At 67.0% G+C, this 24188-nt stretch carries 20 protein-coding genes; 10 read left to right on the plus strand and 10 right to left on the minus strand.

Annotated features, from left to right (window positions below):
• Window positions 1-53 precede the first annotated feature (53 nt).
• From LSI54_RS11440 to LSI54_RS11450, 3 genes are read left to right on the plus strand one after another with little or no spacing between them, the layout of a single operon-like run.
• A complete protein-coding gene (locus tag LSI54_RS11440; RefSeq protein WP_241478424.1) occupies window positions 54-746 on the plus strand; it encodes a histidine phosphatase family protein in 693 nt (230 codons plus the stop codon).
• 24 nt (window positions 747-770) lie between these two features.
• Window positions 771-1325, plus strand: a complete 555-nt coding sequence (locus tag LSI54_RS11445; protein WP_241466204.1) for a DUF3090 domain-containing protein — start codon at window positions 771-773, stop codon at window positions 1323-1325.
• A complete protein-coding gene (locus LSI54_RS11450) occupies window positions 1325-2092 on the plus strand; it encodes an SCO1664 family protein (protein WP_241466202.1) in 768 nt (255 codons plus the stop codon). The genes LSI54_RS11445 and LSI54_RS11450 overlap by 1 nt, the downstream gene beginning before the upstream one ends.
• Before the next feature lie 137 nt (window positions 2093-2229).
• Here the strand turns inward: LSI54_RS11450 and LSI54_RS11455 are convergent, their stop codons facing one another.
• A complete protein-coding gene (locus LSI54_RS11455) occupies window positions 2230-2883 on the minus strand; it encodes an SDR family NAD(P)-dependent oxidoreductase (RefSeq protein ID WP_241466200.1) in 654 nt (217 codons plus the stop codon).
• Between the two features lie 269 nt (window positions 2884-3152).
• Between LSI54_RS11455 and LSI54_RS11460 the strand changes: the two genes are divergently transcribed.
• A complete protein-coding gene (locus LSI54_RS11460) occupies window positions 3153-4385 on the plus strand; it encodes a saccharopine dehydrogenase family protein (protein ID WP_241478425.1) in 1233 nt (410 codons plus the stop codon).
• Window positions 4386-4683: 298 nt separating this feature from the next.
• Here the strand turns inward: LSI54_RS11460 and ychF are convergent, their stop codons facing one another.
• Window positions 4684-5769, minus strand: coding sequence for a redox-regulated ATPase YchF (gene ychF, locus LSI54_RS11465; RefSeq protein WP_241478426.1), 1086 nt, complete (start codon window positions 5767-5769; stop codon window positions 4684-4686).
• A 255-nt stretch (window positions 5770-6024) separates the two neighbouring features.
• Here ychF and betT point away from each other — a divergent pair, with 255 nt between their 5' ends.
• The 3 genes from betT to LSI54_RS11480 are packed head-to-tail and all read left to right on the plus strand — an operon-like array spanning window position 6025 to window position 11238.
• Window positions 6025-8169, plus strand: a complete 2145-nt coding sequence (gene betT, locus LSI54_RS11470) for a choline BCCT transporter BetT (RefSeq protein ID WP_241466186.1) — start codon at window positions 6025-6027, stop codon at window positions 8167-8169.
• Between the two features lie 9 nt (window positions 8170-8178).
• A complete protein-coding gene (locus LSI54_RS11475) occupies window positions 8179-9672 on the plus strand; it encodes an aldehyde dehydrogenase family protein (protein WP_241466184.1) in 1494 nt (497 codons plus the stop codon).
• A 9-nt stretch (window positions 9673-9681) separates the two neighbouring features.
• Entirely contained in the window at window positions 9682-11238 is a 1557-nt protein-coding gene (locus LSI54_RS11480) for a GMC family oxidoreductase (RefSeq protein WP_241466182.1), read from the plus strand.
• Between the two features lie 127 nt (window positions 11239-11365).
• Here the strand turns inward: LSI54_RS11480 and LSI54_RS11485 are convergent, their stop codons facing one another.
• Window positions 11366-12127, minus strand: a complete 762-nt coding sequence (locus tag LSI54_RS11485; RefSeq protein WP_241471102.1) for a histidine phosphatase family protein — start codon at window positions 12125-12127, stop codon at window positions 11366-11368.
• Window positions 12128-12228: 101 nt separating this feature from the next.
• Here LSI54_RS11485 and LSI54_RS11490 point away from each other — a divergent pair, with 101 nt between their 5' ends.
• On the plus strand, window positions 12229-13446 hold the full coding sequence (locus LSI54_RS11490) for a DNA recombination protein RmuC (protein WP_241478427.1): 1218 nt from the start codon (window positions 12229-12231) through the stop codon (window positions 13444-13446).
• A 143-nt stretch (window positions 13447-13589) separates the two neighbouring features.
• Here LSI54_RS11490 and LSI54_RS11495 read toward each other — a convergent pair whose 3' ends face one another.
• The 5 genes from LSI54_RS11495 to LSI54_RS11515 all read right to left on the minus strand — a co-directional run bounded on the left by LSI54_RS11495 (window position 13590) and on the right by LSI54_RS11515 (window position 19685).
• Window positions 13590-15251 (minus strand): SLC13 family permease, encoded by a 1662-nt coding sequence (locus LSI54_RS11495; protein WP_241466171.1) that lies wholly within the window; start codon window positions 15249-15251, stop codon window positions 13590-13592.
• Between the two features lie 192 nt (window positions 15252-15443).
• Complete coding sequence (locus LSI54_RS11500; protein WP_241466169.1) at window positions 15444-16631, minus strand: MFS transporter; 1188 nt, start codon at window positions 16629-16631, stop codon at window positions 15444-15446.
• Window positions 16632-16659: 28 nt separating this feature from the next.
• Entirely contained in the window at window positions 16660-17424 is a 765-nt protein-coding gene (locus LSI54_RS11505) for a sulfite exporter TauE/SafE family protein (protein WP_241466167.1), read from the minus strand.
• Window positions 17425-17520: 96 nt separating this feature from the next.
• Window positions 17521-18645, minus strand: a complete 1125-nt coding sequence (locus tag LSI54_RS11510) for a 4-hydroxy-3-methylbut-2-enyl diphosphate reductase (protein ID WP_241466166.1) — start codon at window positions 18643-18645, stop codon at window positions 17521-17523.
• 107 nt (window positions 18646-18752) lie between these two features.
• Entirely contained in the window at window positions 18753-19685 is a 933-nt protein-coding gene (locus tag LSI54_RS11515; protein ID WP_241478428.1) for a hypothetical protein, read from the minus strand.
• A 95-nt stretch (window positions 19686-19780) separates the two neighbouring features.
• Here LSI54_RS11515 and xseA point away from each other — a divergent pair, with 95 nt between their 5' ends.
• Together xseA and LSI54_RS11525 are read left to right on the plus strand one after the other, a co-directional pair.
• Complete coding sequence (xseA, locus tag LSI54_RS11520) at window positions 19781-21082, plus strand: exodeoxyribonuclease VII large subunit (protein ID WP_241471099.1); 1302 nt, start codon at window positions 19781-19783, stop codon at window positions 21080-21082.
• Window positions 21079-21354, plus strand: a complete 276-nt coding sequence (locus LSI54_RS11525; protein ID WP_241466160.1) for an exodeoxyribonuclease VII small subunit — start codon at window positions 21079-21081, stop codon at window positions 21352-21354. The genes xseA and LSI54_RS11525 overlap by 4 nt, the downstream gene beginning before the upstream one ends.
• A 137-nt stretch (window positions 21355-21491) precedes the next feature.
• Here the strand turns inward: LSI54_RS11525 and LSI54_RS11530 are convergent, their stop codons facing one another.
• Together LSI54_RS11530 and LSI54_RS11535 are read right to left on the minus strand one after the other, a co-directional pair.
• Window positions 21492-22730 (minus strand): pyridoxal phosphate-dependent aminotransferase, encoded by a 1239-nt coding sequence (locus LSI54_RS11530; protein WP_241466297.1) that lies wholly within the window; start codon window positions 22728-22730, stop codon window positions 21492-21494.
• A 119-nt stretch (window positions 22731-22849) separates the two neighbouring features.
• Window positions 22850-24088 carry a pyridoxal phosphate-dependent aminotransferase gene (locus tag LSI54_RS11535; RefSeq protein ID WP_241466158.1) on the minus strand — a complete coding sequence of 413 codons (1239 nt, stop codon included), beginning with the start codon at window positions 24086-24088 and terminating at the stop codon, window positions 22850-22852.
• Between the last annotated feature and the right edge of the window lie 100 nt (window positions 24089-24188).

Genomic DNA, 24188 nt, shown 5'->3' on the forward strand with positions numbered 1-24188 from the left:
CCGGCACTGGAACCTCCACCGCGTTACGTCGCCCGGGTGGTTAGGCTGACTGGATGGCGACAGTGATTCTCGTGCGGCACGGCCGCTCCATAGCAAATGCCACTGGGCTGCTGGCCGGCAGGGCCGTCGGCGTCAGCCTGGACCAGTTCGGGCGCGACCAAGCGGCTCACACCGGAGACCGGCTCGCGGCCGTTCCTCTGGTCGCGGTGGTGTCGAGCCCCCTTGAGCGTTGTCAACAGACCGCCCAGCACATCCTCGATCGCCAGGCGGGCACGCCATACGCGCCGGTCGACCCCGATCTCACCGAATGCGATTACGGCCAGTGGCAGGGCCGCACGCTCACCGATCTGGCGACCGAGGATCTGTGGCCGCTGGTGCAGTCGCAGCCATCCGCCGTCGTCTTTCCCGACGGTGAATCGATGGCCGCGATGCAGGCTCGGTCGGTGGCAGCGATTCGCCGCCACGATGCGGCCCTCGAAGCCGAGCATGGACCCGAGGCCGTGTGGGCAGCGGTCAGCCACGGTGACATCATCAAGTCGATCCTCGCCGACGCGCTCGGCATGCACCTTGACCTGTTCCAGCGCATCAACGTGGGCCCCGCATCCGTGTCGATCGTGCGCTACGGCGCTGGCCGACCGAGCGTCCACGCGACCAACACCGACGCGGGTGATCTTTCGTGGCTGTCGAAGGGCATCCACTCTGGGGATGCGCCGGTGGGCGGCGGCGCAGGGCACAAGACGCCGTGAATCTAGAACGCCTAGAATACTGACATGCCTACACGTGTTCACGAGTTCGACTGGCCCGATCGGGCCGTCGTCGGCACCATCGGCCCTCCGGGGGCGCGCACGTTTTACCTGCAGGTGCGCTCAGGGAAGCAGCTGGTGAGCATCGCGCTCGAGAAGCAGCAGTCGGCTCTGCTCGCGGAGAAGATCGATGAGATCCTCGACCAGCTCATCACCGTCGAGGGCAACCGCTACAGCGTTCCCACGAGCACTCCCGTTGAACTTGTCGACAACGACCAGCTCGAGGCTGTTGAGGAGGATTTCCGCACCGGTGCCATGAGCCTGGGCTGGGACCCGACCACGGCCCAGATCGTGATCGAGGCCCACCCCATCACGGACGCCGATGTTGATGGATATGGTGATTCGCCTGACCAAGACGACGCTCAGGTGACCGAGATGCTGCTGGTGCGACTGCCGGTCGGCACCGCCCGTGCATTCGCAAAGCGCACCCTCGAGGTCGTGGGCGCCGGGCGCCCGGCGTGCCCGCTCTGTGGTTACCCCGTGGACGCCGAGGGACATACCTGCACCGTTGCCGAGGGCTGATGGCGGCGACGGACCTGGTGACTGCGGAGCTGACGCTCACCGGGCGCATCAGGACGGCTTCCAATGCGACGTTCCTGGGCAGCATCGGCGACGTGACCGTGGTCTATAAGCCGATAGCCGGCGAAAGCCCGCTGTGGGACTTTCCCGACGGAACCCTGGCGCACCGGGAGATCGCCGCCTACCTCGTCTCGCAGGCCCTCGGCTGGGGCGTGGTCCCGCACACCTGGCTGCGCGATGGTCCCTTGGGCGAAGGAATGGTACAGCTCTGGCAGGAGCAAGACCCCGATCACAGCGCCGTCGATCTGGTCGCGACGGACCACGTGCCAAAGGCGGGCTGGAAACACGTTCTCGAGGGGCGAGACGAAAACGGGCGGATGATCACGCTCATTCACGAAGACTCGCCAGCGCTGCGGCACATGGCCGTGTTCGACCTGGTCGTCAACAACGCCGACCGCAAAGGCGACCACATTCTTGCGATGACGGACGGCCACCGGCACGGCGTGGACCATGGGCTCACCTTCCACCGTGACCACAAGCTGCGCACGGTCCTCTGGGGATGGCTGGGAGACGCTCTGACCGCCGAGGAGCGCGAGGGCATCGATCGGGTCAGCGAAGGACTGCACGGTGACCTGGGCCGAAACCTGGCGGACCTGCTCAGTGCCGAAGAAGTCGCAGCGCTCGCTGCGCGCTGCTCCAGGTTGCGCCTGACGGGGCGGTTTCCGGCTCCCGCCGGTGAGATGTCGGCGGTTCCCTGGCCACTGTTCTGAGGAAGTCGCCCGGCCCTCAGCAATGAACCCACTTCGGAGTCCATCCGAATCTCTGGCGCTGTATTCGTAAGGCCAGGCTCGCACTCTCGAGTCGGGCCTTTCGCATACGAAGCTCAGTCTCATCATCTCGGCTGCGCCTAGAAGGCGGTGCTGGGCAGATCCTTCTCGCCATTGACGATCGCAGTGATGATCCGCGCTGCAACGAGGTCTGGATCCAGCGGCGCTCCGAATCGCGGCGCTGACCCGGCGATCGGGTGCTCGGACAGCGAGGTGCCGGTGTGGCCAGGGCGGGCATCCAGGAGTCGGATGCCCGCGCGACGATACTCGCGCGCCGCTGCGACGACGAAGGCCGCGAGCCCAGCTTTCGACGCCGAATATGCTGCCAGTCCTGCGACCGGTGTCTCAGCGACGACGCCGCTCAGTGTCACCACGAAGGGCTCCCGGCCGTCCTGTGCCGAGGCCGCGAGGTAGGACTGGCTCTGGGTGATGAGCTGGATCGCACCGGTCGTGTTCACAGCGAACAGCTCATCCACCGTGGCAGGTTCAATCTCCGAAGCGGCGCCGAAGGCGACGACCCCGGACGCAACCACCAGCCCGTCGAGGCGCCCGTGCTGTGCAATCGTGGCATCCAGCACCTCCCGAATCACCGAGAGTTCTCGCAGATCGTGCCCAGCAGACTTCGACGACCGGGAAACAATGGCGCCGTTGCTCTCCAGCCGATCGGCGATCCGCGAGCCGAGCCCGCCGGTGGCGCCGACTACCAGAACAACCGCACCCTGAAGATTCGTCATGGATAGACCCTAGATCACGTGCGGCAGGTAGCCCAGCCCTAGTCGGTTCGCTGGGGCCGTCTCGAAATTCATTGAGCTACACGTTAAACCTGAACTCCACCACGTCGCGTCACCGGGTAACCTCTGCGGTTGGAGGACTGGGCAGGGCACCACGCCTCGCGAACTAATGATGATCTGTGATCTGGTTCTGGGGTGACGGAGCGCTTCAGCGCTAGGAGAGGGATTCACTTTCCGGTGCCGGTGCCGGTCTGCTGTGGAAGACTGCCGGCATGGAGTCCCCAACGCGCGACCACGACCTCGTCCTCTTTGGTGCGACCGGCTTTGTCGGGGAACTGGTTGCTGGATACCTTGCGCACCACGCTCCACCGGACCTGCGAGTGGGACTCGCGGGGAGGTCGAGGGCAAAGCTCGAAGCCGTACGGTCCAGACTGCCTGTCGCCGCTCATGACTGGGCCATCATTGAGGCCGATACGGGGCGCCCTGACTCGCTCGCGGCCATGGCCACGGGCACCAGAGTTCTCTTCACCACGGTGGGTCCCTACGCGAAATATGGACTGTCGGTTGTCGAGGCGTGTGCCCGCGCCGGCACCCACTACGGGGACCTGACGGGCGAGGTGTCCTTCGTCCGTGAAGCTATCGACCGTTGGGATGCCCTTGCGAGGAGTACAGGTGCACGGATCGTCCATGCGTGCGGCTATGACTCCGTCCCGTCGGACCTCGCGGTGCTCCTCCTGCACCAGGCCGCGCAGGCTGATGGCGCGGGCGGACTGACCGAGGTGCAGCTCGTCGCCCGGGCGAAGGGCGGTTTCAGCGGCGGCACCATCGAGTCCATGCGTGGTCAGCTCGACGGTATGAGGACGGACCCTGTGCTGCGATCGCTCGCGGGCGATCCCTACTCCCTCAGTCCAGACCGGACGGCGGAGCCCGCGACCCGGCAACCTCCGGATCTGGGGTGGATCAGCCGTTCGGATGACGGCCCGTGGGCCGCGCCCTTCATCATGGCGTCGGCGAATACGCGGATCGTACGTCGCAGCAATGCCCTCCAGGGTTGGGCCTACGGTCGGTCCCTGCGGTACGGCGAAGTGATGGGTATGGGGCGAGGGCCTGTCGGCGCCGTCACCGCCGGGGCGACGGCGCTTGGCCTGCGGCTGTTCGGAGCCGCACTGGCCCTACCCTTGACGAGGAAATTACTGGACCGTGTCCTTCCGTCGCCCGGTGCGGGCCCGAGCGAGGCCGCGCGGCGCTCAGGCTGGTTCCGTTCCCAGGTGACTGCTTCCACGGAGAGCGGCCAGCGCTATCGTGCCATCGCAGCCGGGCCCGGCGATCCGGGATACGCCGCCACCGCCGTGATGGCCGGAGAGACAGCGCTCTCACTTGCCCTCGACGGCGACCGTCTGCCGCCCGCCACAGGATCGCTGACCCCGGCGACCGCCCTCGGTAACATTCTGGTTGAGCGGCTGCGCGAGGCAGGCCATACCTATGAAATCACGTCCCTCACCTGACGCCGGAAGTGAGGCACTGGGCGTGCTTAACGTCTAGAGAAAAGTTGGAGGCCCGCTGAGCAGGACGGAAAGCAAGCCGTGTCCTCAGGCAGACAAGCGAATGAGCTCGAAAAGCAGGAGTTTTACGTGGACCGTGAAACCAGTCACCGGCCCCCTACTGGAACCTTCCGCTGCCCTCCACGGGCAAGTCACAGCTCGATGGCGTGAGTGAACTCTCTAACGGCGCGGATTCAGTGGCCAAACCTGACCACGACGAGAACGATCGGAAAGAGATGAAGTCTGTGGTCAGGGGCTGATGCTAAACGTTGAACCTGAACTCCACCACGTCGCCGTCCTTCATGATGTATTCCTTGCCTTCGATCCGGACCTTGCCGGCGGACTTGGCCTCGGCCATCGACCCCGCAGCCACCAGGTCATCGAAGTTGACGATCTCGGCCTTGATGAAGCCGCGCTGGAAGTCGGTGTGGATGACGCCGGCCGCCTCGGGCGCCGTCGCTCCCTTGTTGACCGTCCAGGCGCGGGTCTCTTTCGGACCGGCGGTGAGGTAGGTCTGCAGCCCGAGCGTGGCGAAGCCTACGCGGGCCAGCTGGTCCATGCCGGACTCGTCCTGGCCGTTGAGCTCGAGCATCTCGCGGGCCTCCTCCTCGGAGAGCTCGACGAGGTCGGCCTCGAGCTTGGCATCGAGGAACACCGCATCGGCCGGGGCCACCAGGGCGGCGAGCTCGGCCTGCTTCTCGGCGGAGTTCAGCACGCCTTCATCGGCGTTGAACACGTAGATGAAGGGCTTGGCGGTGAGCAGGTTCAGCTGGGCCAGGTGCTCCATCTCCAGCTTGTCCTTGGTGATGGAGCTGAAGATGGTGTCACCACGCTCCAGGGTCTTCTGCGCAACCAGGTAGGCATCCAGGGTGGACTGCTCGGCCTTGCGCCCCTTGACCTGCTTCTCAAGCTTCGGGATCGCGTTCTCCATGGTCTGGAGATCTGCGAGGATCAGCTCGGTGTTGATCGTCTCCATATCTGAGGTGGGATCCACCTTGCCGTCCACGTGGATGACGTTCTCGTCCTCGAACACCCGGACCACCTGGGCGATCGCATGGGCCTCACGAATCGTGGCGAGGAACTGGTTGCCCAGCCCCTCCCCCTCGGAGGCGCCCTTGACGATCCCGGCGATGTCGACGAAGGAGACGGTCGCGGGAAGGATCTTCTGCGAACCGAAGATCTTCGCCAGCGCGTCCAGCCGCTCGTCAGGCAGATTCACGATGCCCACATTGGGCTCGATGGTGGCGAACGGATAGTTCGCCGCCAAGATCGACTGACGAGTCAGCGCGTTGAACAGGGTCGACTTGCCCACATTGGGTAGTCCTACGATTCCGATAGTCAAAGCCACGGTCACCTAACCTACCGTCCGGACAGCCCCTGCGGCGACTTCCAGGGCCTTCCCGCCTCCGACCAGCGCGCCATAGACTGAGACTCCGTTCACTATGTGGACCGAGTCTCAATAGATTCAGGAGATTCGGGTCACATTCACCGCCCCCTGGTGCCCCGGACGCGACTCACCCGTGTCTAAGATGCCTGAGGCTCAATCACTCGAACCTACTGATACACAAGCGCACTGACTCAGCACTGAAAGGAACATAATTTCATGGCATCGGCCACGCAAGACGTCCCGAGTGACGTCCCGAGCGATGTCCAGGGGGACGGCTCGAAAGGTGCTCCTGCACACTCGAAAGTAAATCTGCCGGTCTTCCTCGGCTCAGCGGCGATCATCATCGCCTTCACCCTGTGGGCCTGGCTCGCACCAGGCGCCGCCTACACCACGCTCGAATCCGTCTTCCTCTGGATCGGCGCGAACCTCGGCTGGTATTACATCCTCACCGCAGGCATCGTGGTGGTCTTCGTCCTCATCGTCGCCTTCTCCCGCGTGGGCCGGACCAAGATGGGACCCGACCACTCCACACCGAAGTACAACCTCTTCACCTGGACAGCGATGCTCTTCGCTGCCGGCATCGGCGTGGACCTGATGTTCTTCGCGATCTCCGGACCTGCCACGAACCTCACCACAGCCCCCGGCGTGGAGGTGGGCTCCTCCGCGGCCACCGAGATGGCCGTGCTGTGGACGCTGTTCCACTACGGCATCCCCGGCTGGGCGATGTACGCGCTGATGGGCATGGCCTTCGGTCTCTTCGCCTACCGCTACCACCTGCCGCTGAGCATCCGCAGCGCGCTCTACCCGATCATCGGCAAGCGCGCCCAGGGCGTCACCGGCGACGGCATCGAGATCGCGGCCGTCGTGGGCACCATCTTCGGCATCGCCACCAGCCTCGGCATCGGCGTGGTCTTCTTGAACTACGGCCTCGAGTGGCTGTTCGGCATCGAGCAGGGCACCGGTGCGCAGATCGGGTTGATCGTCCTCTCGGTCATCGTCGTGATCTTCTCCAGCGTCTCCGGCGTGGATCGCGGCATCCGCCGGCTCTCCGAGCTCAATGTCATCTTCGCCGTCATCCTGCTGATCTACGTGCTGATCGCGGGTCAGACCACCTACCTGCTCAACGCCCTGGTGAAGAACATCGGCGACTTCGCCGCGTTCTTCCCCTCGATGCTGCTGAACACCTTCGCCTATGACCCGCCGGAAGGTGAGTGGCTCGAATGGTGGACGCTGTTCTTCTGGGCATGGTGGATCGCCTGGGCCCCCTTCGTCGGGCTCTTCCTGGCCCGCATCTCCCGCGGCCGCACCCTGCGCCAGTTCATCATCGGCACCCTGATCATCCCGTTCGGGTTCATCCTGCTGTGGATCTCGATCTTCGGCAACGGCGCGATCTGGGAGTTCCTCAGCGGCAACACCGAGTTCATCACCGCCGCCGTCGAGGCCCCCGAGTCCAGCTACTACCTGCTCCTGGAGCAGTACCCCGGCGCAACCTTCACCATCGGTCTCTCGGTGATCACCGGTCTGCTGTTCTACATCACCTCCGCCGACTCCGGCGCCCTGGTGATGGCGAACTTCACCTCGAAACCGCTGAGCCACTCCGACGACGGCGCCCCGTGGCTCCGCGTGTTCTGGGCTCTGGCCACCGGTGCCCTGACTCTGGCGGTGCTGATGCTCGACGGGGTCTACACCTTGCAGATGGCCACGGTGATCATCGGGCTGCCGTTCTCGGTGGTCATGTATGTGCTGATGATGGGCATCTGGCGAGCGCTGCAGATGGAGCGCTACAACCGTGAATCGCGTGAGGCCACCCTGCCCTGGATGGTCTCGGAGCGCAGCCAGGACGCCGGCGAGCGCAGCGGCCTGAGCTGGCGCCGTCGTCTCGCCCGGGGGATGCACTTCCCCACCGCGAAGCAGGCCACCGAGTTCATCGACACCGTGGCCGCCCCGGCTGTGGAAGACGTCGCCGAGGAGCTGCGCGACCAGGGCGCAGACATCAGCTGCGAACGGGGCCTGGTTCCGGAAACCCAGATTCCGCACATCGATCTGCACGTCTACTTCGGCGAGCAGACCGAGTTCAAGTACCAGGTCTACCCGATCGCCTACTCGGTGCCGAGCTTCGCGCGCAGCGTGCGCCCGACCGAGGAGACCTACTACCGCGTGGAGACGTTCTCTGCCACGGGCTCGGAAGGCCATGACCTGATGGGCTACACCCGGGACCAGGTCATCGCCGATGTCCTGGACTCCTACGAGCGCCACCTCGCCTTCCTGACCATGAGCGAAGAAGGCGGGCAGTCCTCATCGCTGCACACCGGCAGCAACATCCCAGATGACTGGGACCATGACCGCACCACCGGAAGCTGAGGAACACATATGAGTAGAGCAGAGCAGGTCTCAACGTTGTTCATCGACGGGCAATGGGTTCCGGCCCAGTCCGGCGAGACGCGCACCATCCACTGCCCCGCAGACGGCTCCGAAGTGGGTGTCGTCTCCGAAGCTGGTGAGGCCGACACCCTCGCCGCGATCGCCGCCGCCCGCAAGGCCTTCGACTCCCACGTCTGGGCCGACACCCCGGCCGCCGAGCGCGGCGCCTTCGTCCTGGCCGTGGCAGACGCCATCGAGGCGCGCAAGGACGAGTTCGCTCGCGCCGAGGCGCTGGACACCGGCAAGCGGTTCGTCGAGGCGCAGATCGACATGGACGACATCATCGCCTGCTACCGGCACTTCGGGAAGCTCGCCGATGCCGAGTCAGGTCGCCTGGTCGACGCCGGGGACCCGACGGTGCTCTCCCGGGTCGTCTACGAGCCGGTCGGGGTCTGCGCGATGATCACCCCGTGGAACTACCCGCTGCTGCAGGCCGCCTGGAAGATGGCGCCCGCCCTGGCCGCGGGCAACAGCTTCATCCTCAAGCCCGCGGAGCTGACCCCGCACACCGGCATGCTGATCATGGACGTCTATGACTCCCTCGGTCTGCCCGCCGGTGTGGCGAACCTGATCACCGGGGCCGGCGCCACCGCCGGTGCGCCGCTGGCCTCCCACCCTGATGTGGACATGGTCTCCTTCACCGGAGGTGTGGTCACCGGACGCAAGATCGCCGCGACTGCTGCGGAGACGGTGAAGAAGGTCGCCCTGGAGCTGGGCGGGAAGAACCCCAATGTGGTCTTCGCCGACGCCGACTTCGACGCCGCGGTGGACAACGCGCTCAACGCCGGCTTCGTGGACTCCGGCCTGGTCTGCTCCGCAGGCACCCGGCTGATCATCGAGGAGTCGATCAAGGAGAAGTTCGTCACCGAGCTGGTCCGCCGCGCCGAGAACATCCGGATGGGCGGGCCCTTCGAAGAGACCGCCGAGACCGGACCGCTGATCTCCGCCGAGCACCGCCAGAAGGTGTACGACTACACCCAGCGCGGCATCGAAGAGGGCGCCACGCTGCGCACCGGACACCACTTCGGCGGCGAGGAGCACCGCAACGGGTACTTCTACGCCCCCACCGTGCTCGACGACGTCAAGCGCGGCATGTCCGTCGTGGAAGAGGAGGGCTTCGGCCCGGTCATCACCGTGGAGACCTTCACCACCGAGGCCGAGGCCATCGAGACCGCCAACGACACCATCTACGGCCTCGCCGGAGCGGTCTGGACATCCGACCGCGGCACCGCCCACCGGGTGTCCTCACGGCTGCGCCACGGCACCATCTGGATCAACGACTACCACCCCTACCTGCCGCAGGCGGAGTGGGGCGGCTTCAAACAGTCCGGCGTCGGCCGCGAGCTGGGTCATATGGGCCTGGACGAGTACCGCGAGTCCAAGCACATCTACGAGAACACCGAGCCCGCCGTCACCGGCTGGTTCAGCATGCCGGAGAACTAAGGAGACCCTGTGGAGAACACCACTTTCGACTACGTCGTGATCGGCGGCGGATCCGGCGGCGCCGCCGTCGCCGCCCGCCTGTCCGAGGACCCGAACGTCACGGTGGCCCTGCTGGAGGCAGGCCCCACCGATGCAGACAAGCCAGAGATCCTGCAGCTCAACCGCTGGATGGAGCTGTTGGAATCAGGCTTCGACTGGGACTACCCAATCGAGGCCCAGGAGAACGGCAACTCCTTCATGCGCCACGCCCGCGCCAAGGTGCTCGGCGGCTGCTCCTCGCACAACTCCTGCATCGCCTTCTGGGCGCTGCGCGAGGACATGGACGAATGGGAGGCGATGGGGGCCACCGGCTGGAACGCCGAGTCCACCTACCCGCTGTTCAAGCGGCTGGAGACCAATGACGCCCCCGGCGACCACCACGGCCGCAGCGGCCCCGTGAATCTGATGACCATCCCGCCGAATGACCCCTGTGGCGTGGCGCTGCTGGACGCCTGTGAGGAACAGGGCATCCCGCGGGTACAGTTCAACTCCGGGGAGACCGTGCTCAAGGGTGCGAACTTCTTCCAGGTGAACCGACGCCAGGACGGGACCCGGGCGTCGTCGTCGGTCTCCTACCTGCACCCGATCCTGGAGCGGGCGAACTTGAGCGTGCTGACCGACACCTGGGTGCGCGAGATCGTCTTCGAGGGCGACCGTGCGGTCGGCGTGGACGCGGTCAACAACGCGTTCGGCCGGGCGCACCGGATCAGCGCGACCAAGGAGATCGTGCTCTCCGCGGGCGCGATCGACTCGCCGAAGCTGCTGATGCTCTCCGGGATCGGCCCGGCGCAGCACCTGGCCGAGTTCGGCATCAACCCCCGCGTGGACTCCCCCGGCGTGGGCGAGCACCTGCAGGACCACCCCGAGGCGGTCATCGCCTGGGAGGCCAGGCAGCCCATGGTGGAGGACTCCTACCAGTGGTGGGAGATCGGGATCTTCGCGCCCACCCGTGAGGGTCTGGACCGCCCGGACCTGATGATGCACTACGGCTCGGTGCCCTTCGACATGCACACTCTGCGCCAGGGCTACCCGACCGCGGACAACACCTTCTGCCTGACCCCGAACGTCACCCACGCGAAATCGCGCGGGACGGTGCGGCTGCGCTCCAAGGACTATCGGGACAAGCCCAAGGTGGATCCGCGCTACTTCACCGACGCCGAGGGCCATGACATGCGCGTGGCGGTGGAGGGCATCAAGCTGGCCCGCCAGATCGCCGCGCAGCCCGCCATGGCGGACTGGGCCGGGCAGGAGCTCTTCCCGGGTCCTGACACGCAGACCGACGAGGAGCTGGCGGACTATGTGACCCGCACGCACAACACCGTCTATCATCCGGCGGGATCCGTGCGGATGGGCGCCGATGACGATGCGATGTCACCGGTGGACTCTCAGCTGCGGGTCAAGGGCGTGCAGGGTCTGCGCGTGGCCGACGCCTCGGTGATGCCGGAGCTGACCACGGTGAACCCGAACATCACCACCATGATGATCGGTGAGCGCTGCGCGGACCTGATCAAGGCGGCCAACGTCTAGGTCTTGCACCGGCCCGGCCTCCCGGGACACCCCGCATCGAGTGGGCGATCTGAGTGAGTCTTCCTGCCTTCAGGGGCGAAAGAATCCCTCAGATCGCCCACTCGTCTGTGTCAGGCGGTGTTGCCGCTCAGATCGCGGTCGTCTTCTCACCCGGGTTCAGCAGCTCCGGGGAGAGGTTGATCAGCCGCAGCCTGGCGTGATCGGCGATCTGGGCGTCGGTGAGCGCCCGGATCGCGCGGGCCTCGGCGTCGTCGTCGTGGTCCTCGTCGAGACCCGAGTTCGGCAGCGAGGAGGAGACCGGGCCCTTGGTGAGCGGGATGTCGAGCACCGTGACCGAGGCCGGGGTCAGCGGGATGAACTGGGTCCGGTCGATGAGCCCCAGGCCTTCGAAGAGCACCCGCAGCGCAGCACCATGGGAGACGAGGACGGCGGTGCGCACCTCAAAGCTCAGATCAGCCGAGGCAGTGGGTGCGGTCTCCGCGGTGGCGCGCACGATGTCCGCGAACGCTCCGGTCATCCGGGTCTGCAGCGCCTGGTGGGTCTCCCCATCGGCGGGGGTGTAGCTGCCGGCGCGCCAGCCCTCGAAGTTCTCCGGCTCGGCGTCCCGGATCTGCGCGGCATAGGCGCCCTCCCACTCGCCCAGGTTCTGCTCGCGCAGCTCGTCCCAGATGCGCGGGGTCAGATCCAGGCCGAACTCGGCGAAGGTCTGCTGGGTGCGGACCAGGCTGGAGACATGAGCCTGTGCGGGGTGCTGCGCGCGGATGAAGGCGCCGGTGGTGCGCGCCTGCAGCGCCCCGGAGTCGGACAGCTCGATGTCCGAATGGCCCTGCAGCCGGTGCGCCTTGTTCCACTCGGTCTCGCCATGGCGGACCAGCAGGATGCGAATCATGGATCTCCTCGGGCTTTCTCGCGTTCGGATTCTCGGGGGAGGTTCAACCTCAGGCTCTCTCGCGCCACACTATGTCAGTGCCCGGTGACATGCTGGGTGTCATGACCAATCTGTACTTCTTCGCCGCTGTCCTGCTCGGTGTTCTGCTCGGCGTCCTGGGCAGCTGGCTGGTGCTCTATCTGCTGCGCCGCGGCACCGAGGACGCCGCCGCGCTGCGCGGTCAGCTGCACGGCGCACAGACGGACCTCGTCGACGCCCAGGCCCAGCTCGCGTCGGCGCAGCAGGAGCTGGCCACCGCAGAAGGCCGGCTCTGGGAGCTCGAGCGGCGGCGCGAGGAGGATTCCGAGGCGGCCAGGGAGCGCGAGACGCTGGTAGAGATGCTGCACCCGGTGCGTCAGGGCGTCACCGAGATGCACCGCCGGGTCCAGGAGCTCGAGACCGAGCGGGCCGCCCAGCACTCCCGACTCTCCCAGCAGCTGACCTCCGCCGCAGAGACCGATGCGCGGATCATCGAATCCACCCAGGCGCTGCTCGGGAGCCTGCATTCGACCTCGGCGCGCGGACACTGGGGCGAGGTGCAGCTGCGCCGGGTGGTGGAGTCCGCCGGGATGCTCCCCCATGTGGACTTCACCGAGCAGCACAGCGGACGCGGGACCGACGGGCAGCTGCTGATCCCAGACATGGTGGTGCACCTGCCCGGTGGACGCCAGCTGGTCCTGGACGCGAAGGCCCCCTTGAACGCCACGGACCCCAAGGCCCAGGCCAAGGCGCTGCGTGCCCGGGTGGATGAGCTGGCGAAGAAGCGCTACTGGGAGGCGGTGGACCTCTCCCCCGATGTGGTCTTCTGCTTCGTCCCTGCCGAGTCTCTGCTCTCGGCGGCGATGGAGGCGGACCCGATGCTGCTCGATGACGCGCTCTCCAAGGGCGTCACCCTGGTCTCCCCGGCCTCGCTGCTGGCCTCGCTCAAGGCCGTCTCCGCGGCCTGGCGGCAGGAGCGGCTGGCGCAGAACATCCGCGAGGTCGTGGATCATTCCCGCGACCTCTACCGCCGGCTGGCCAAGATGAGCGAACATCTGGCCCGCACCGGGGACCGGCTGCGCCAGGCGGTGACGGCGTACAACTCGCTGATCGGCAACATCGAGCGTCAGGTGCTGCCCAAGGTGGAGGCGATGAGCCGGCTGGAGGTCGGTGAGCCCACCGCCACCTCTGCGGAGGGGCTGCTGGAGGACCTCGGCGAGACGCTGAGCACCACCACGGTGAGCACCGAGGTCAACCCGCTGGGTCCCCGGCTGGAGGCTGAGCGCAATCAGGGGCAGTGAAAAGTCAAGGACAGTGAAGAGTCAGGGGCAGTGAAGAGTCAGGGGCAGCGATCCGCGCTGACGCTGCGGTTCACTGCCCCTGACTTCGCTGTTGTGAAGTGCCCTGCTCCTCGAGAGGACGGGCATGTGGGAGCTCCTCGGTGCTACAGGGTCAGACCGAAGACCCAGACCAGGATGGTCATGCAGACCGCGGTGATGATGACGACGCCGGCCACGTTGAGCCAGACGCCGCCCTTGATCATCTGCCCGATGGTCACATAGCCGGAGCCGTAGGCGATCGCGTTCGGAGGTGTGGCCACCGGCAGCATGAAGGCGCAGGTCGCGGCCAGCGCCACCGGGGCGGCGAGGATCAGCGGGTCGACACCGGTGCCCATCGCCACGCCGGAGGCGACCGGAAGGAAGGTGGCCGCCGTCGCCGTGTTCGAGGTCATCTCGGTGAGCACCAGGATGCCCAAGGCCGCGACCAGGACCAGGACCCAGACCGGGATCCCGGCGAGGCCCTCGACCTGCGTGCCGAGCCAGACGGAGAGCCCGGAATTGCCGAACTGAGCCGAGAGGGCCAGGCCTCCGCCGAAGAGCAGCAGCACGCCCCAGGGCAGCTTCGCGGCGTACTCCCAGTCCAGCAGGCGCACACCCTTGGCGGCGCCGCCGGGGAGCAGGAACAGCAGCAGACCCACGACCATGGCGATGCCCGCATCGGAGATGAACGGATCCTCCATGCCGAGCAGGTTGGTGGAGATCAGCGGGATGAAGACCCAGGAGGCCGCGGCGAGCACGAAGATGACCAGCACGCGCACCTCGGCGGCGGACATCGGACCGAGCTTGCGCAGCTCGTCACGGATCAGGTCACCGCCGCCGGGGATGTCGTCGATCTCGGGGCGGAAGAGCACCCGGGTCAGCAGGACCCAGGCGATGACCAGCATGATGATCGAGATCGGCACTCCCACGAGCATCCACTGGCCGAAGCCGATGGTCAGGTCGTGGTTGGCCGACATGTGACCGGCCAGCAGCGCGTTGGGCGGGGTGCCGATGATGGTGCCCAGGGAGCCGATGGATGCGGCGTAGGCGATGCCGAGCATCAGGGCGGTGCCGAAGTTCGACTTCAGCGCCTGGTTCGTCTCTTCCTCGTCGGCGTGCTTGGCCGTGGCCGGGTCCTCGCCCTTCATGATCTTGCTGACCAGCATCAGCACCGAGACGCCGATGGGCAGCATCATCACCGCGGTGGCGGTGTTGGAGACCCACATGGAGAGGAAGCCGGTGGCGATCATGAATCCGGCGATCAGGTTCACCGGCTTGGAGCCCATGGCGCGCAGGGTCATCAGCGCGATCCTGCGGTGCAGGTTCCAGCGCTGCATGGCCAGGGCGAGCATGAAGCCGCCCATGAACAGGAAGATGATGTTGTTTCCGTAGCTGGCGCCCACGTCGTCGACGGAGACCCCGCCCACCGCCTCCTCGGCGCTGCCGAAGTCCCCCGCGGGGACCAGCAGCGGGAAGATGATCAGCGGCAGCAGCGCCGTGGCCGGAATCGGGATGGCCTCGGTCATCCACCACACTGCCATCAGCACCGCGGTGGCGGCGGTCAGCCGGGGCCAGACCTCCATGTCCCCGGGCATCACGGTGTAGACCAGGAGCGCCAGGACGACGCCGCCGATGAGGCCGATCATCCGGCGCAGCAGAGCCGGGCGTTCGAGGCCCTCGGCGCGAGCACCGACTGAGAGCTCTTCGGACTCGGCCTCCGACTGCGTGCGGGGGTCGTATTTCTTCAGGTGGTCGCCTGAGACACGTGAACGCGGAGGCGTCGTCATTGCCGGTACTCCTGCTGGTGGGGTGCTGGGGTGCGCTCTATCTGGTGACAGGGCTCACAGAGTCTACGGGGACTCAGGATAAGTTGCGACCTTGAACCGAAATGATGACGAGCGAGCTGTGGTCACCCTGCTCGAACTGGGCGCCGTGGTGTGCCTGGGCGTCCAGGTGTGGGGCGCTCAGGTGTGGGGCGCTCAGTCCCTGGGCAGGACGACGACGGCCAGCACGGTCGCGAGACCGGCGAGTCCGAGCACCATCAGGACCGTCCCGGACCAGCCCGCGGCGTTCAGCGCGGTTCCGCCGAGGTAGCCGAAGATCGAGGAGCCGCCGTAGTAGCCCAGGTTATACAGCGAGGCCGACTGGGCACGACCGGCCGTGGCGGCCGCACCGACCCAGCCCGAGGCGACGGCGTGGGCGGCGAAGAACCCTGCGGTGAGCACCACGGTGCCCAGGATGATCACCGCCAGATGCGGCACCAGGGTCAGTCCGACGCCCAGGATCATGATCAGGTTCCCTGCGATCAGCACCGGTTTGCGCGAATATCGCGCGGCCAGCCGTCCGGCCCGCGGGGAGGACCAGGTGCCGGCCAGGTAGGCGAGGAAGACGAAGGAGACGATCCACAACGGGATCGAATACGGCGGAGCGGAGAGGTGGAAGCCCAGGAAGTTGTACATGGCCACGAAGCCGCCCATGGTGAGGAAGCCCTGCAGGTACAGGGTCCAGAGGGTGGCTGAGCGCAGGTTCCCGGTCAGCGCCGGCACGATCTCGCGCAGCCGGACCCGGCGCGGGGTGAAGTTCTGCGCGATGGGCGCCAGCCGCAGGAACACCACCACGCAGGCCACGGCGATCAGCGTCACGGTGAGCATCCCGATCTTCCAGCCGAGCTGCTCCCCCACTGGGGCCGCCACGATGCGCCCGGTCAGGCCGCCCAGCGAGGTCCCCGAGATATACGTGCCCGCCGCGGCCACCGCGATCTTGGGACTGACCTCCTCGTTGAGGTACGCCACGGCCAGTGCCGGCACCCCGCCGAGCATGAACCCCTCGATGAAGCGCATCAGCAGGGTGAGCTCGAAGCCCTGGCTCACGAAGAGGACGGGCATGAGCACCGCAAGGATCCCGAAGAAGCAGGCGAGGCTGATCGCCCAGATCATGGCCTTCTTCCGCCCGTGGGCGTCCCCGATATAGGACCAGGGGATCACGCCGAGGGCGAGCCCGAGGGTGGCGGTGGAGATCATCAGCGCCGCTCGGTCGGCGGAGACCTCCTGCTCCGTCGCGATCAGCGGCAGCAGGCCCTGGGGCGAGTAGAGCTGGGCGAAGGTCGCCACCCCGATGAAGAACAGCGCGATGAGCAGTCGGCGGCTGTGTGCGCTCTGCGCGGTCATGGGAGCGCCCCTGTGGTGTGCGCACCCGTCATGCCAGGACGTCCATGGTGCCGCGGATGATCGCGCCCGCTCCTCCGAGTCCGGCCAGCGTCATCGCGAGCGTCCGCGCGGTGGGAATGGACACGCGTTTGGCCAGCTGCGTGCCGAGCAGGATTCCCACGATCACGGTCACCACGATCACCGGGAACAGCCATCCCAGCGGAGGCCCGGCCTGACCGTTGACCTCCACCGAGCCCATCAGCAGCTTCGTGATCACCGAGACCGCACCCATGGTCATGAAGATCGGTTGCAGCGTGGCCGCGAAGCTGCGATGGTCCCAGCGCGAGACCCGGGAGTAGATGACCATCACCGGCCCGGCGACGCCAGAGGTGGTGTTGAAGAATCCGCCCAGCAGCCCTGCGAAGAGTCCGGCGCCGCGGCCGGGCAGATGCGGCAGCTTCGGCAGCGCGAAGGTCACCAGCAGCGCGAAGACCACGATCGCGCCGACGATGATCGACAGCCAGCCTGCGCTGAGCTGCCCGACGACCCAGGCCCCGGGAATCGCGCCCAGCACCGAGGCGGGCATGATCAGCCAGAAGCGCCGCCAGCTGACATGGGACCAGACCGCGATCATGATCAGGCCGCCGGAGACGAAGGTGGTCATATTGGTCACCAGCACCCCGAAGGCGGGGCCGAGAAGGATGGAGAGCACCGGGGCGACCACCAGGCCCACACCGGTGCCGGAGACCCGTTGGAGGATGGTGCCGATCAACACCGCGGCCGCGATCACCGCAGTCATGCCCAGCACCGTCATCTCCTCATCGTATGTCAGCCCAGGTCATGCCCGGACCGGGCGCACCGCTCCCCCACGAACAGGGCCCAGAACTGGAACTCGGAGGCTCTTGGGGGCTCAGGAGGTGGAGCAGGCACTGCGCTTGCGGCCACCGGTGCCGACGTCGTCGTGGCCGGCCTGGGTGAGCGCCTTGCGGATCTCCTTGGGCAGCGAGAACACGATGTCCTCTTCGGCGGTGATGACCTCTTCGACCTTGCCGTAGCCGTAGTCGGCGAGCAGCCGGAGGACGTCGTCGACCAGGACCTCGGGGACCGAGGCTCCGGAGGTCACCCCGATCGTCGCGGCCTCCTGGAACCAGGCCTCATCGACCTGGTTGGCGTAGTCCACGCGCTCGGCGCGGGCGGCGCCGTACTCCTTGGCGACCTCTTTGAGCCGCACGGAGTTCGAGGAGTTCTCGGAGCCCACCACGATCACCAGATCCGACTGCGGAGCGACCTTCTTGATCGCGGCCTGTCGGTTGGAGGTGGCGTAGCAGATGTCGTCTGAGGGCGGATCCTGCAGCTTCGGGAAGCGCTCGCGCAGCTTCTGCACGGTCTCCATGGTCTCGTCCACCGAGAGCGTGGTCTGTGAGAGCCAGATCAGCTGATCAGGGTTGCGCACCTGGAGGTCATCGACCTCCCAGGGACCGTTGACGATCGTGGTGTTGTCCGGCGCCTCGCCGTAGGTGCCCTCGACCTCTTCGTGGCCCTCGTGGCCGATCAGCAGGATCTCGTAGTCGTCCCTGGCGAAGCGCACGGCCTCGCGGTGAACCTTGGTGACCAGCGGGCAGGTCGCGTCGATGGTCTGCAGATTCCGACTGTCGGCCAGGTCTTTGACCGCCGGGGAGACTCCGTGGGCCGAGAAGACGAGCAGCGCACCCTCGGGGACCTCATCGGCCTCCTCGACGAAGATGACGCCCTTCTCCTGCAGGGTCTCCACGACGTGTCGGTTGTGCACGATCTCTTTGCGCACGTAGACCGGAGCACCGTAGGTCTCCAGCGCCTTCTCCACGGCGACGACGGCGCGGTCCACCCCGGCGCAATAGCCGCGCGGCGCCGCGAGCAGCACCTTGCGCGGACCGGTGAACGTGGACTCTGCGGCCACTTCCTCGGGGCTGCGGCGCCGGCGGGGCACCATCGGCATGGGGACAGCGATGTGCTGTCGCCGGGCCGAAGCGTCGGGAGCGGTGGCGGTGGAAGTCATGGGGCTGAGTCTACCGGCGGGTGGCTGGGGCCGTCACACCGTGTCCCTGGTTGAAGTCACCGGGTGAAGCCCCAGTTCGGGTCAACGGATCAAGCCGCCGGCCAAGGTCACCGATCGAGGCCTCGCGGCGAGGTCACCCTTCGGCTGCTCCGCGCGGCCACACTGCCGAGCAGTCCGACGACGACGGCGGCGCCCGCCGCGCCGCTGAAGACCCACCAGGCCGGCTGGGCCCATGCGGTGATCTGCACCTCGAGGTGGTCCACCAGGGACTGGGTGGCCGCATCGGTCACTGCGCCGAACTCCGCTGCCGCGACGGTGAGCGCGATCCCGAGCCCAAGGCCCACTCCGAGCAGGCCGCCGAGGGCCAGCGCCACCCATCGGCTGCGGCCCGGTCCCAGCAGAAGGCCCACCGCGACCATCACCCCGGCCAGGACCGCGAGCACCAGCCAATGTCTGCTGACCTCGGCCAGCAGCGCCCAGGTGTAGGGATCGGCGCCCTCTCCGGTGGTGGCTTCGATGTCCACCACCACCTCGGGGGCGAGGAACTCGAAGCTGGCGGTGTCCAGGAAGGGCAGCCAGCCCAGGGCCGAGTCCAGACCCTCGCGCAGCGGCCCGGTCATGGCCTCCGCCATCGGGCTCAGATCCACGGCGAGGTCCAGGTCGCTGGACTGCCCTGTGGTGCCCTGATCGAACATGGTCTCCAGCTGCGCGGCGTAGTCCACCCGGGTGCCCTGCAGGGTCTCGTCCCAGGCGGCGTCGATCTCCTCGTTCTCCAACATGGAGGCCACGATGGAGTCCACGGCGGAGTCTGCCCGGTCACCGAGCAGATTCGCCAGCCCTCCGGGCAGCTCAGACTCCATCTGATCCAGCAGCGTCTCGGAGACCAGCTCGCTGAACCCCTCCTGCTGCGGGAGCTCGCCGGCGATCTGCCGAATGGGCTCGTCCTCGCGCAGGAGCTGGTCGGCCTGGAACCCCGCCAGCGCCGAGCCGGCCAGCACCGCGGCCAGCAGCAGCGAGATGACACTGAGCACCTGGCGCATGTGGATAACTCCTTCAACCATGTCAAGGGGGTGGCATAGGCTGTAAGCACCATAGCGAACCTTCCGGGGAGACCGTCGATGATCGAAGGCAGAACATGAGCGAGCCGGCACAGGCGCAGGACACCTCGGCGGAGACGCCGTGGGCGCTGAGCACCTATTCCGGCAAGCTCAAGGCCCATATCGAGGCGGCACCGCCGACCTGGGTCGAAGGCCAGCTGGTGGAGTTCAACCTGCGCAACGGCAACGCCTGGATGACCCTGCGGGACCTGGAGCAGGAGGTCTCGTTCTCCACGGTGGCCTGGCGCACCGTCGCCGGCAGCCTCAGCGGGACCGTCCAGCCCGGCTCTCGGGTGGTGGCCCTGGTCAAGCCGAACCTCTACGAGAAGTCCGGGCGGCTCTCGCTGGTGGCCCAGCAGATGAAGCCGGTGGGACTGGGTGACCTGCTGGCCCGGATCGAGCAGCTCAGGCAGCGCCTCGCCGCCGAGGGCCTCTTCCGGTTGGATCGGAAGAAGCCGCTGCCGGTGCTGCCGCTGCGGATCGGGCTGATCACCGGCCGGAACTCCGACGCGAAGAAGGACATCCTGCGCAACACCCACGCCCGCTGGGCCGCCGCGCAGTTCGAGATCCGTGAGGTCGCGACCCAGGGACCCGGCGCGCCCCAGGAGGTCGCGGCGGCCCTGGCCGAACTCGACGCCGACCCAGCGGTGGAGGTGATCGTGATCGCCCGCGGCGGCGGCGCCCTGGAGGAGGTGGTGCTGCCCTTCTCCGACGAACGCCTGATCCGCGCCGTGGCGGCGGCCCACACACCGGTCGTCTCCGCCATCGGACACGAGGCGGACCGCCCGCTGCTCGATGAGGTCGCCGATATGCGCGCCTCCACCCCCACCGGCGCCGCGAAGCTGCTGGTGGTCGATGAGGCCCAGGAGCGCGATCAGCTCACCCACGCCCGCGAACGCATGTCAGCCGGCGTCCAACGGCTCATCGGTCGCGAGACCGAATGGCTTCAGGCGCTGCGATCCCGGCCGGTGCTCGCCCAGCCCCAGGACATGATCACCGGGCGCGCCCAAGAGCTGCTGATGCTGCGGCGTCGCTCGCTCTTCGGCATGGAGACCGCGTTGCGCCGCGACACCGACTGGGTCGCACAGACCCGGGCTCGGGTCCGGTCGCTCTCCCCGCAGTCCACCCTTGACCGCGGCTACGCCGTGGTGCAGACCCAGGGCGGCGCAGGCTGGGACGTCCTGCGCGACGCCGGCACCGTGGCCGTCGGGGATCGGCTGAGCATCATGGTCGCCTCCGGCGAGCTCACCGCCCGCGCCGAGGAGATCTTCCCCAGAGACCGCAGGGCCGCTCAGGCCGAACACGATGCACAGATCCAGAACCGAGAGGCAGCGCAATGACCGACGACGGCAGCACCACAGGAGCACCGACCTCGAAGTCCACCGAGTTCAGCACCGCGCAGACCGAGGACATCGAGACTATGAGCTACGAGCGCGCCCGGGAGGAGCTCATCTCTGTGGTGACCAAGCTCGAGACCGGCGGCGCTCCGCTGGAGGAGTCACTGGCGCTGTGGCAGCGCGGTGAAGCCCTGGCCGACCGGTGCGAGCGCTGGCTCGACGGCGCCAGGACCCGTCTGGAGGAAGTCCGCGCGGAGCTGACCGAGGACAGCTGAGCTCCGGGGCGGCCGGTGAGGGCCTGGCCGGTCACCATGGACCGCAGCCCAGCCGGCGCAGGCCTCCGCCGGCACCGTCTCACCGTCTCACCGTCTCACCGTCTCACCGTCCAACGAGGCCGGCCCGAGGCGACTGCTCAGGCCCGGACGGCGGCGTCGCGGTAGTCCGCGAGGAACTCCGCGATCCCGGCGATGGCGTGCTCGAGGTCTTCGACCCCGGGCAGGGTCACCAGTCGGAAGTGGTTGTCATCGATCCAGTTGAACGCGCGTCCGTGGGAGACCAGGATCTTCTGCTGACGCAGCAGCTCGATGACGAACTTCTCGTCGTTCTCGATCGGATAGATCTCCGGGTCCAGCCGCGGGAAGAGGTACAGCGCGCCGTCGGCCTGGTGCACCTGCACCCCCTCGATCTCACGCAGCAGCCGGAACGCGGTCTCGCGCTGCTCGAAGAGCCGCCCGCCCGGGTCGATCAGGTCCTTGATGGACTGATGCCCGCCCAGAGCCGCCTGGATCGCGTGCTGTGCCGGCACATTGGCGCACATGCGCATGTTCATCAGGAGGGTCAGCCCCTCCATGTAGTTCTTCGCACGGTGGGTCGGGCCGGAGACATAGATCCAGCCCGAGCGGAAGCCCGCGACCCGCCAGGTCTTCGAGAGTCCGGAGAAGGTGATCGTGAAGACGTCGTCGGAGAGCGTGCAGGCGTTGATCATCTCGGCGTCGTCGAAGGTGATGTTCTCGTAGATCTCGTCCGAGAGCAGCATCAGGTTGTGCCGCCGGGCGATGTCCACCATGGCTTCGAGGATCTCGCGCGGGTAGACCGCTCCGGTCGGGTTGTTCGGGTTGATGATGACCAGGGCCTTGGTGCGGGCGGTGACCTTGGACTCGATCTCCTCCGGGTCCGGCCACCAGCTGTTGTCCTCGTCGCAGATGTAGTGCACAGCCCGGCCGCCGGCCAGCGTCGTGGCGCCGGTCCACAGCGGGTAGTCCGGAGCTGGGATGAGCACCTCGTCACCGGGGGCGAGCAGCGCCTGGAGCACCATCGAGATCAGCTCGGAGACCCCGTTGCCCAGGTAGATGTCTGAGGGATCGGCCTCGGTCATCCCGCGCGCCTGGTAGTACTGCGCCACCGCGATCCGGGCCGAGTAGATGCCCTGGGAGTCGGAGTAGCCCTGCGCGTCGTGGAGGTTGCTGATCATCGCCATCCGGATCGAGTCCGGCGCCTCGAAGCCGAAGGGCGCGGGGTTGCCGATGTTCAGCCGGGTGATCGCATGCCCTTCGCGCTCCAGCCGGGCGGCCTCCTGCGCGATGGGTCCGCGCACGTCGTACCGGACGTCCTGAAGCTTGGGCGACTGGGTGAAGTCTTCGAATTCCTGCATCCTGGAGTTGCGCACTGTCCTATCCTGCACCTTCCGGGGCGAAAGAGCCCCCCTGTTTCACATGCTGAGCGTGTCACCGGCTCAGCTCGTCACCTGCTCGATTCTTCGCGGCGGGCCGCTCAGGTGCGGGCGAACGCGTCTCGGTAGGAGGCCAGGAAGTCCGCAATCCCGGCGATGGCCTCTTCCAGCTCCTCCACCGGAGGCAGCGACACCAGCCTGAAGTGGTTGTCATCGATCCAGTTGAACGCCCGACCGTGGGAGACCAGGATCTTCTGCTGGCGCAGCAGCTCCATCACGAAGGTCTCATCGTTCTGGATCGGATAGATCTCGGGGTCCAGCCGCGGGAAGAGGTAGAGCGCGCCGTCGGCCTGGTGGACGTCGACGCCTTCGATCTCTGCGAGCAGCTTGTGCGCGACATTGCGCTGCTCGTAGAGCCTGCCGCCGGGACGGATGAACTCCTCCACGGACTGGTAGCCGCCGAGCGCGGTCTGGATCGCGTGCTGGGCCGGGACGTTGGGGCACATGCGCAGGTTCGACATCAGGTTCAGGCCCTCGATGTAGTTCTTGGCCCGGTGCTTGGGTCCCGACATGTAGAGCCAGCCCGAGCGGAATCCTGCCACGCGCCAGGTCTTGGACAGCCCGGAGAAGGTGATCGTGAAGACATCGTCGGCCAGGGTGCAGGCGTTGATCATCTCCGCGTCGTCGAAGGTGATCTTCTCGTAGATCTCATCGGAGAGCAGCAGGAGATTGTGCCGCCGGGCGATGTCCACCATGGCTTCGAGGATCTCGCGCGGGTAGACCGCCCCGGTCGGATTGTTCGGGTTGATCAGCACCAGGGCCTTGGTCCGGTCGGTGACCTTGGACTCGACCTCTTCCGGGTCCGGCCACCAGTGGTTCTCCTCGTCGCAGACGTAGTGGACGGCGCGTCCGCTGCACAAGGTGGTGATCGCGGTCCACAGCGGGTAGTCCGGCGCTGGGATGAGGACCTCGTCGCCGGGGTTGAGCAGCGCCTGCAGCACCATCGTGATCAGCTCGGAGACCCCGTTGCCCAGGATCACGTCCGACACCTCGGCATCGCGCATGCCGCGGGACTGGTAGTACTGGGCCACCGCGGTGCGGGCCGAGTAGATGCCCTGGGACTCGGAGTAGCCCTGGGAGCTGGGAAGGTTCTTGATCATGTCCACCAGGATCGAGTCCGGCGCGTCAAAGCCGAAGGGCGCCATATTGCCGATGTTCAGCTTGGTGATCCGGTGGCCCGCGCGCTCTAGTCGCGCGGCTTCCACTGCGATGGGTCCGCGCACGTCGTACCGCACGTTGCGGAGCTTCTGGGCCTGAGTGAAGTCCTCGAATTCCTCCATGAACAGATTGTGCCCTATGACACGGTCCGCGTCGGGACGTTACAAGCCTCGACCCGTTCGGCGAGTTGCGCACAGCTGCGCGAACCCAGCGGTCTGCCCT

It is taken from the genome of Nesterenkonia sp. AY15 (assembly GCF_022565855.1).
GTDB lineage: Bacteria > Actinomycetota > Actinomycetes > Actinomycetales > Micrococcaceae > Nesterenkonia.

What these genes read in the sequence shown, in the direction of transcription:
- LSI54_RS11440 (WP_241478424.1), top strand. Translation starts at nt 54, where the DNA reads ATGGCGACAGTGATTCTCGTGCGGCACGGCCGCTCCATAGCAAATGCC.
- LSI54_RS11445 (WP_241466204.1), top strand. Translation starts at nt 771, where the DNA reads ATGCCTACACGTGTTCACGAGTTCGACTGGCCCGATCGGGCCGTCGTC.
- LSI54_RS11450 (WP_241466202.1), top strand. Translation starts at nt 1,325, where the DNA reads ATGGCGGCGACGGACCTGGTGACTGCGGAGCTGACGCTCACCGGGCGC.
- LSI54_RS11455 (WP_241466200.1), bottom strand. Translation starts at nt 2,883, where the DNA reads ATGACGAATCTTCAGGGTGCGGTTGTTCTGGTAGTCGGCGCCACCGGC.
- LSI54_RS11460 (WP_241478425.1), top strand. Translation starts at nt 3,153, where the DNA reads ATGGAGTCCCCAACGCGCGACCACGACCTCGTCCTCTTTGGTGCGACC.
- betT (WP_241466186.1), top strand. Translation starts at nt 6,025, where the DNA reads ATGGCATCGGCCACGCAAGACGTCCCGAGTGACGTCCCGAGCGATGTC.
- LSI54_RS11475 (WP_241466184.1), top strand. Translation starts at nt 8,179, where the DNA reads ATGAGTAGAGCAGAGCAGGTCTCAACGTTGTTCATCGACGGGCAATGG.
- LSI54_RS11485 (WP_241471102.1), bottom strand. Translation starts at nt 12,127, where the DNA reads ATGATTCGCATCCTGCTGGTCCGCCATGGCGAGACCGAGTGGAACAAG.
- LSI54_RS11490 (WP_241478427.1), top strand. Translation starts at nt 12,229, where the DNA reads ATGACCAATCTGTACTTCTTCGCCGCTGTCCTGCTCGGTGTTCTGCTC.
- LSI54_RS11495 (WP_241466171.1), bottom strand. Translation starts at nt 15,251, where the DNA reads ATGACGACGCCTCCGCGTTCACGTGTCTCAGGCGACCACCTGAAGAAA.
- LSI54_RS11500 (WP_241466169.1), bottom strand. Translation starts at nt 16,631, where the DNA reads ATGACCGCGCAGAGCGCACACAGCCGCCGACTGCTCATCGCGCTGTTC.
- LSI54_RS11505 (WP_241466167.1), bottom strand. Translation starts at nt 17,424, where the DNA reads ATGACGGTGCTGGGCATGACTGCGGTGATCGCGGCCGCGGTGTTGATC.
- LSI54_RS11510 (WP_241466166.1), bottom strand. Translation starts at nt 18,645, where the DNA reads ATGACTTCCACCGCCACCGCTCCCGACGCTTCGGCCCGGCGACAGCAC.
- LSI54_RS11515 (WP_241478428.1), bottom strand. Translation starts at nt 19,685, where the DNA reads ATGCGCCAGGTGCTCAGTGTCATCTCGCTGCTGCTGGCCGCGGTGCTG.
- xseA (WP_241471099.1), top strand. Translation starts at nt 19,781, where the DNA reads ATGAGCGAGCCGGCACAGGCGCAGGACACCTCGGCGGAGACGCCGTGG.
- LSI54_RS11525 (WP_241466160.1), top strand. Translation starts at nt 21,079, where the DNA reads ATGACCGACGACGGCAGCACCACAGGAGCACCGACCTCGAAGTCCACC.
- LSI54_RS11530 (WP_241466297.1), bottom strand. Translation starts at nt 22,730, where the DNA reads ATGCAGGAATTCGAAGACTTCACCCAGTCGCCCAAGCTTCAGGACGTC.
- LSI54_RS11535 (WP_241466158.1), bottom strand. Translation starts at nt 24,088, where the DNA reads ATGGAGGAATTCGAGGACTTCACTCAGGCCCAGAAGCTCCGCAACGTG.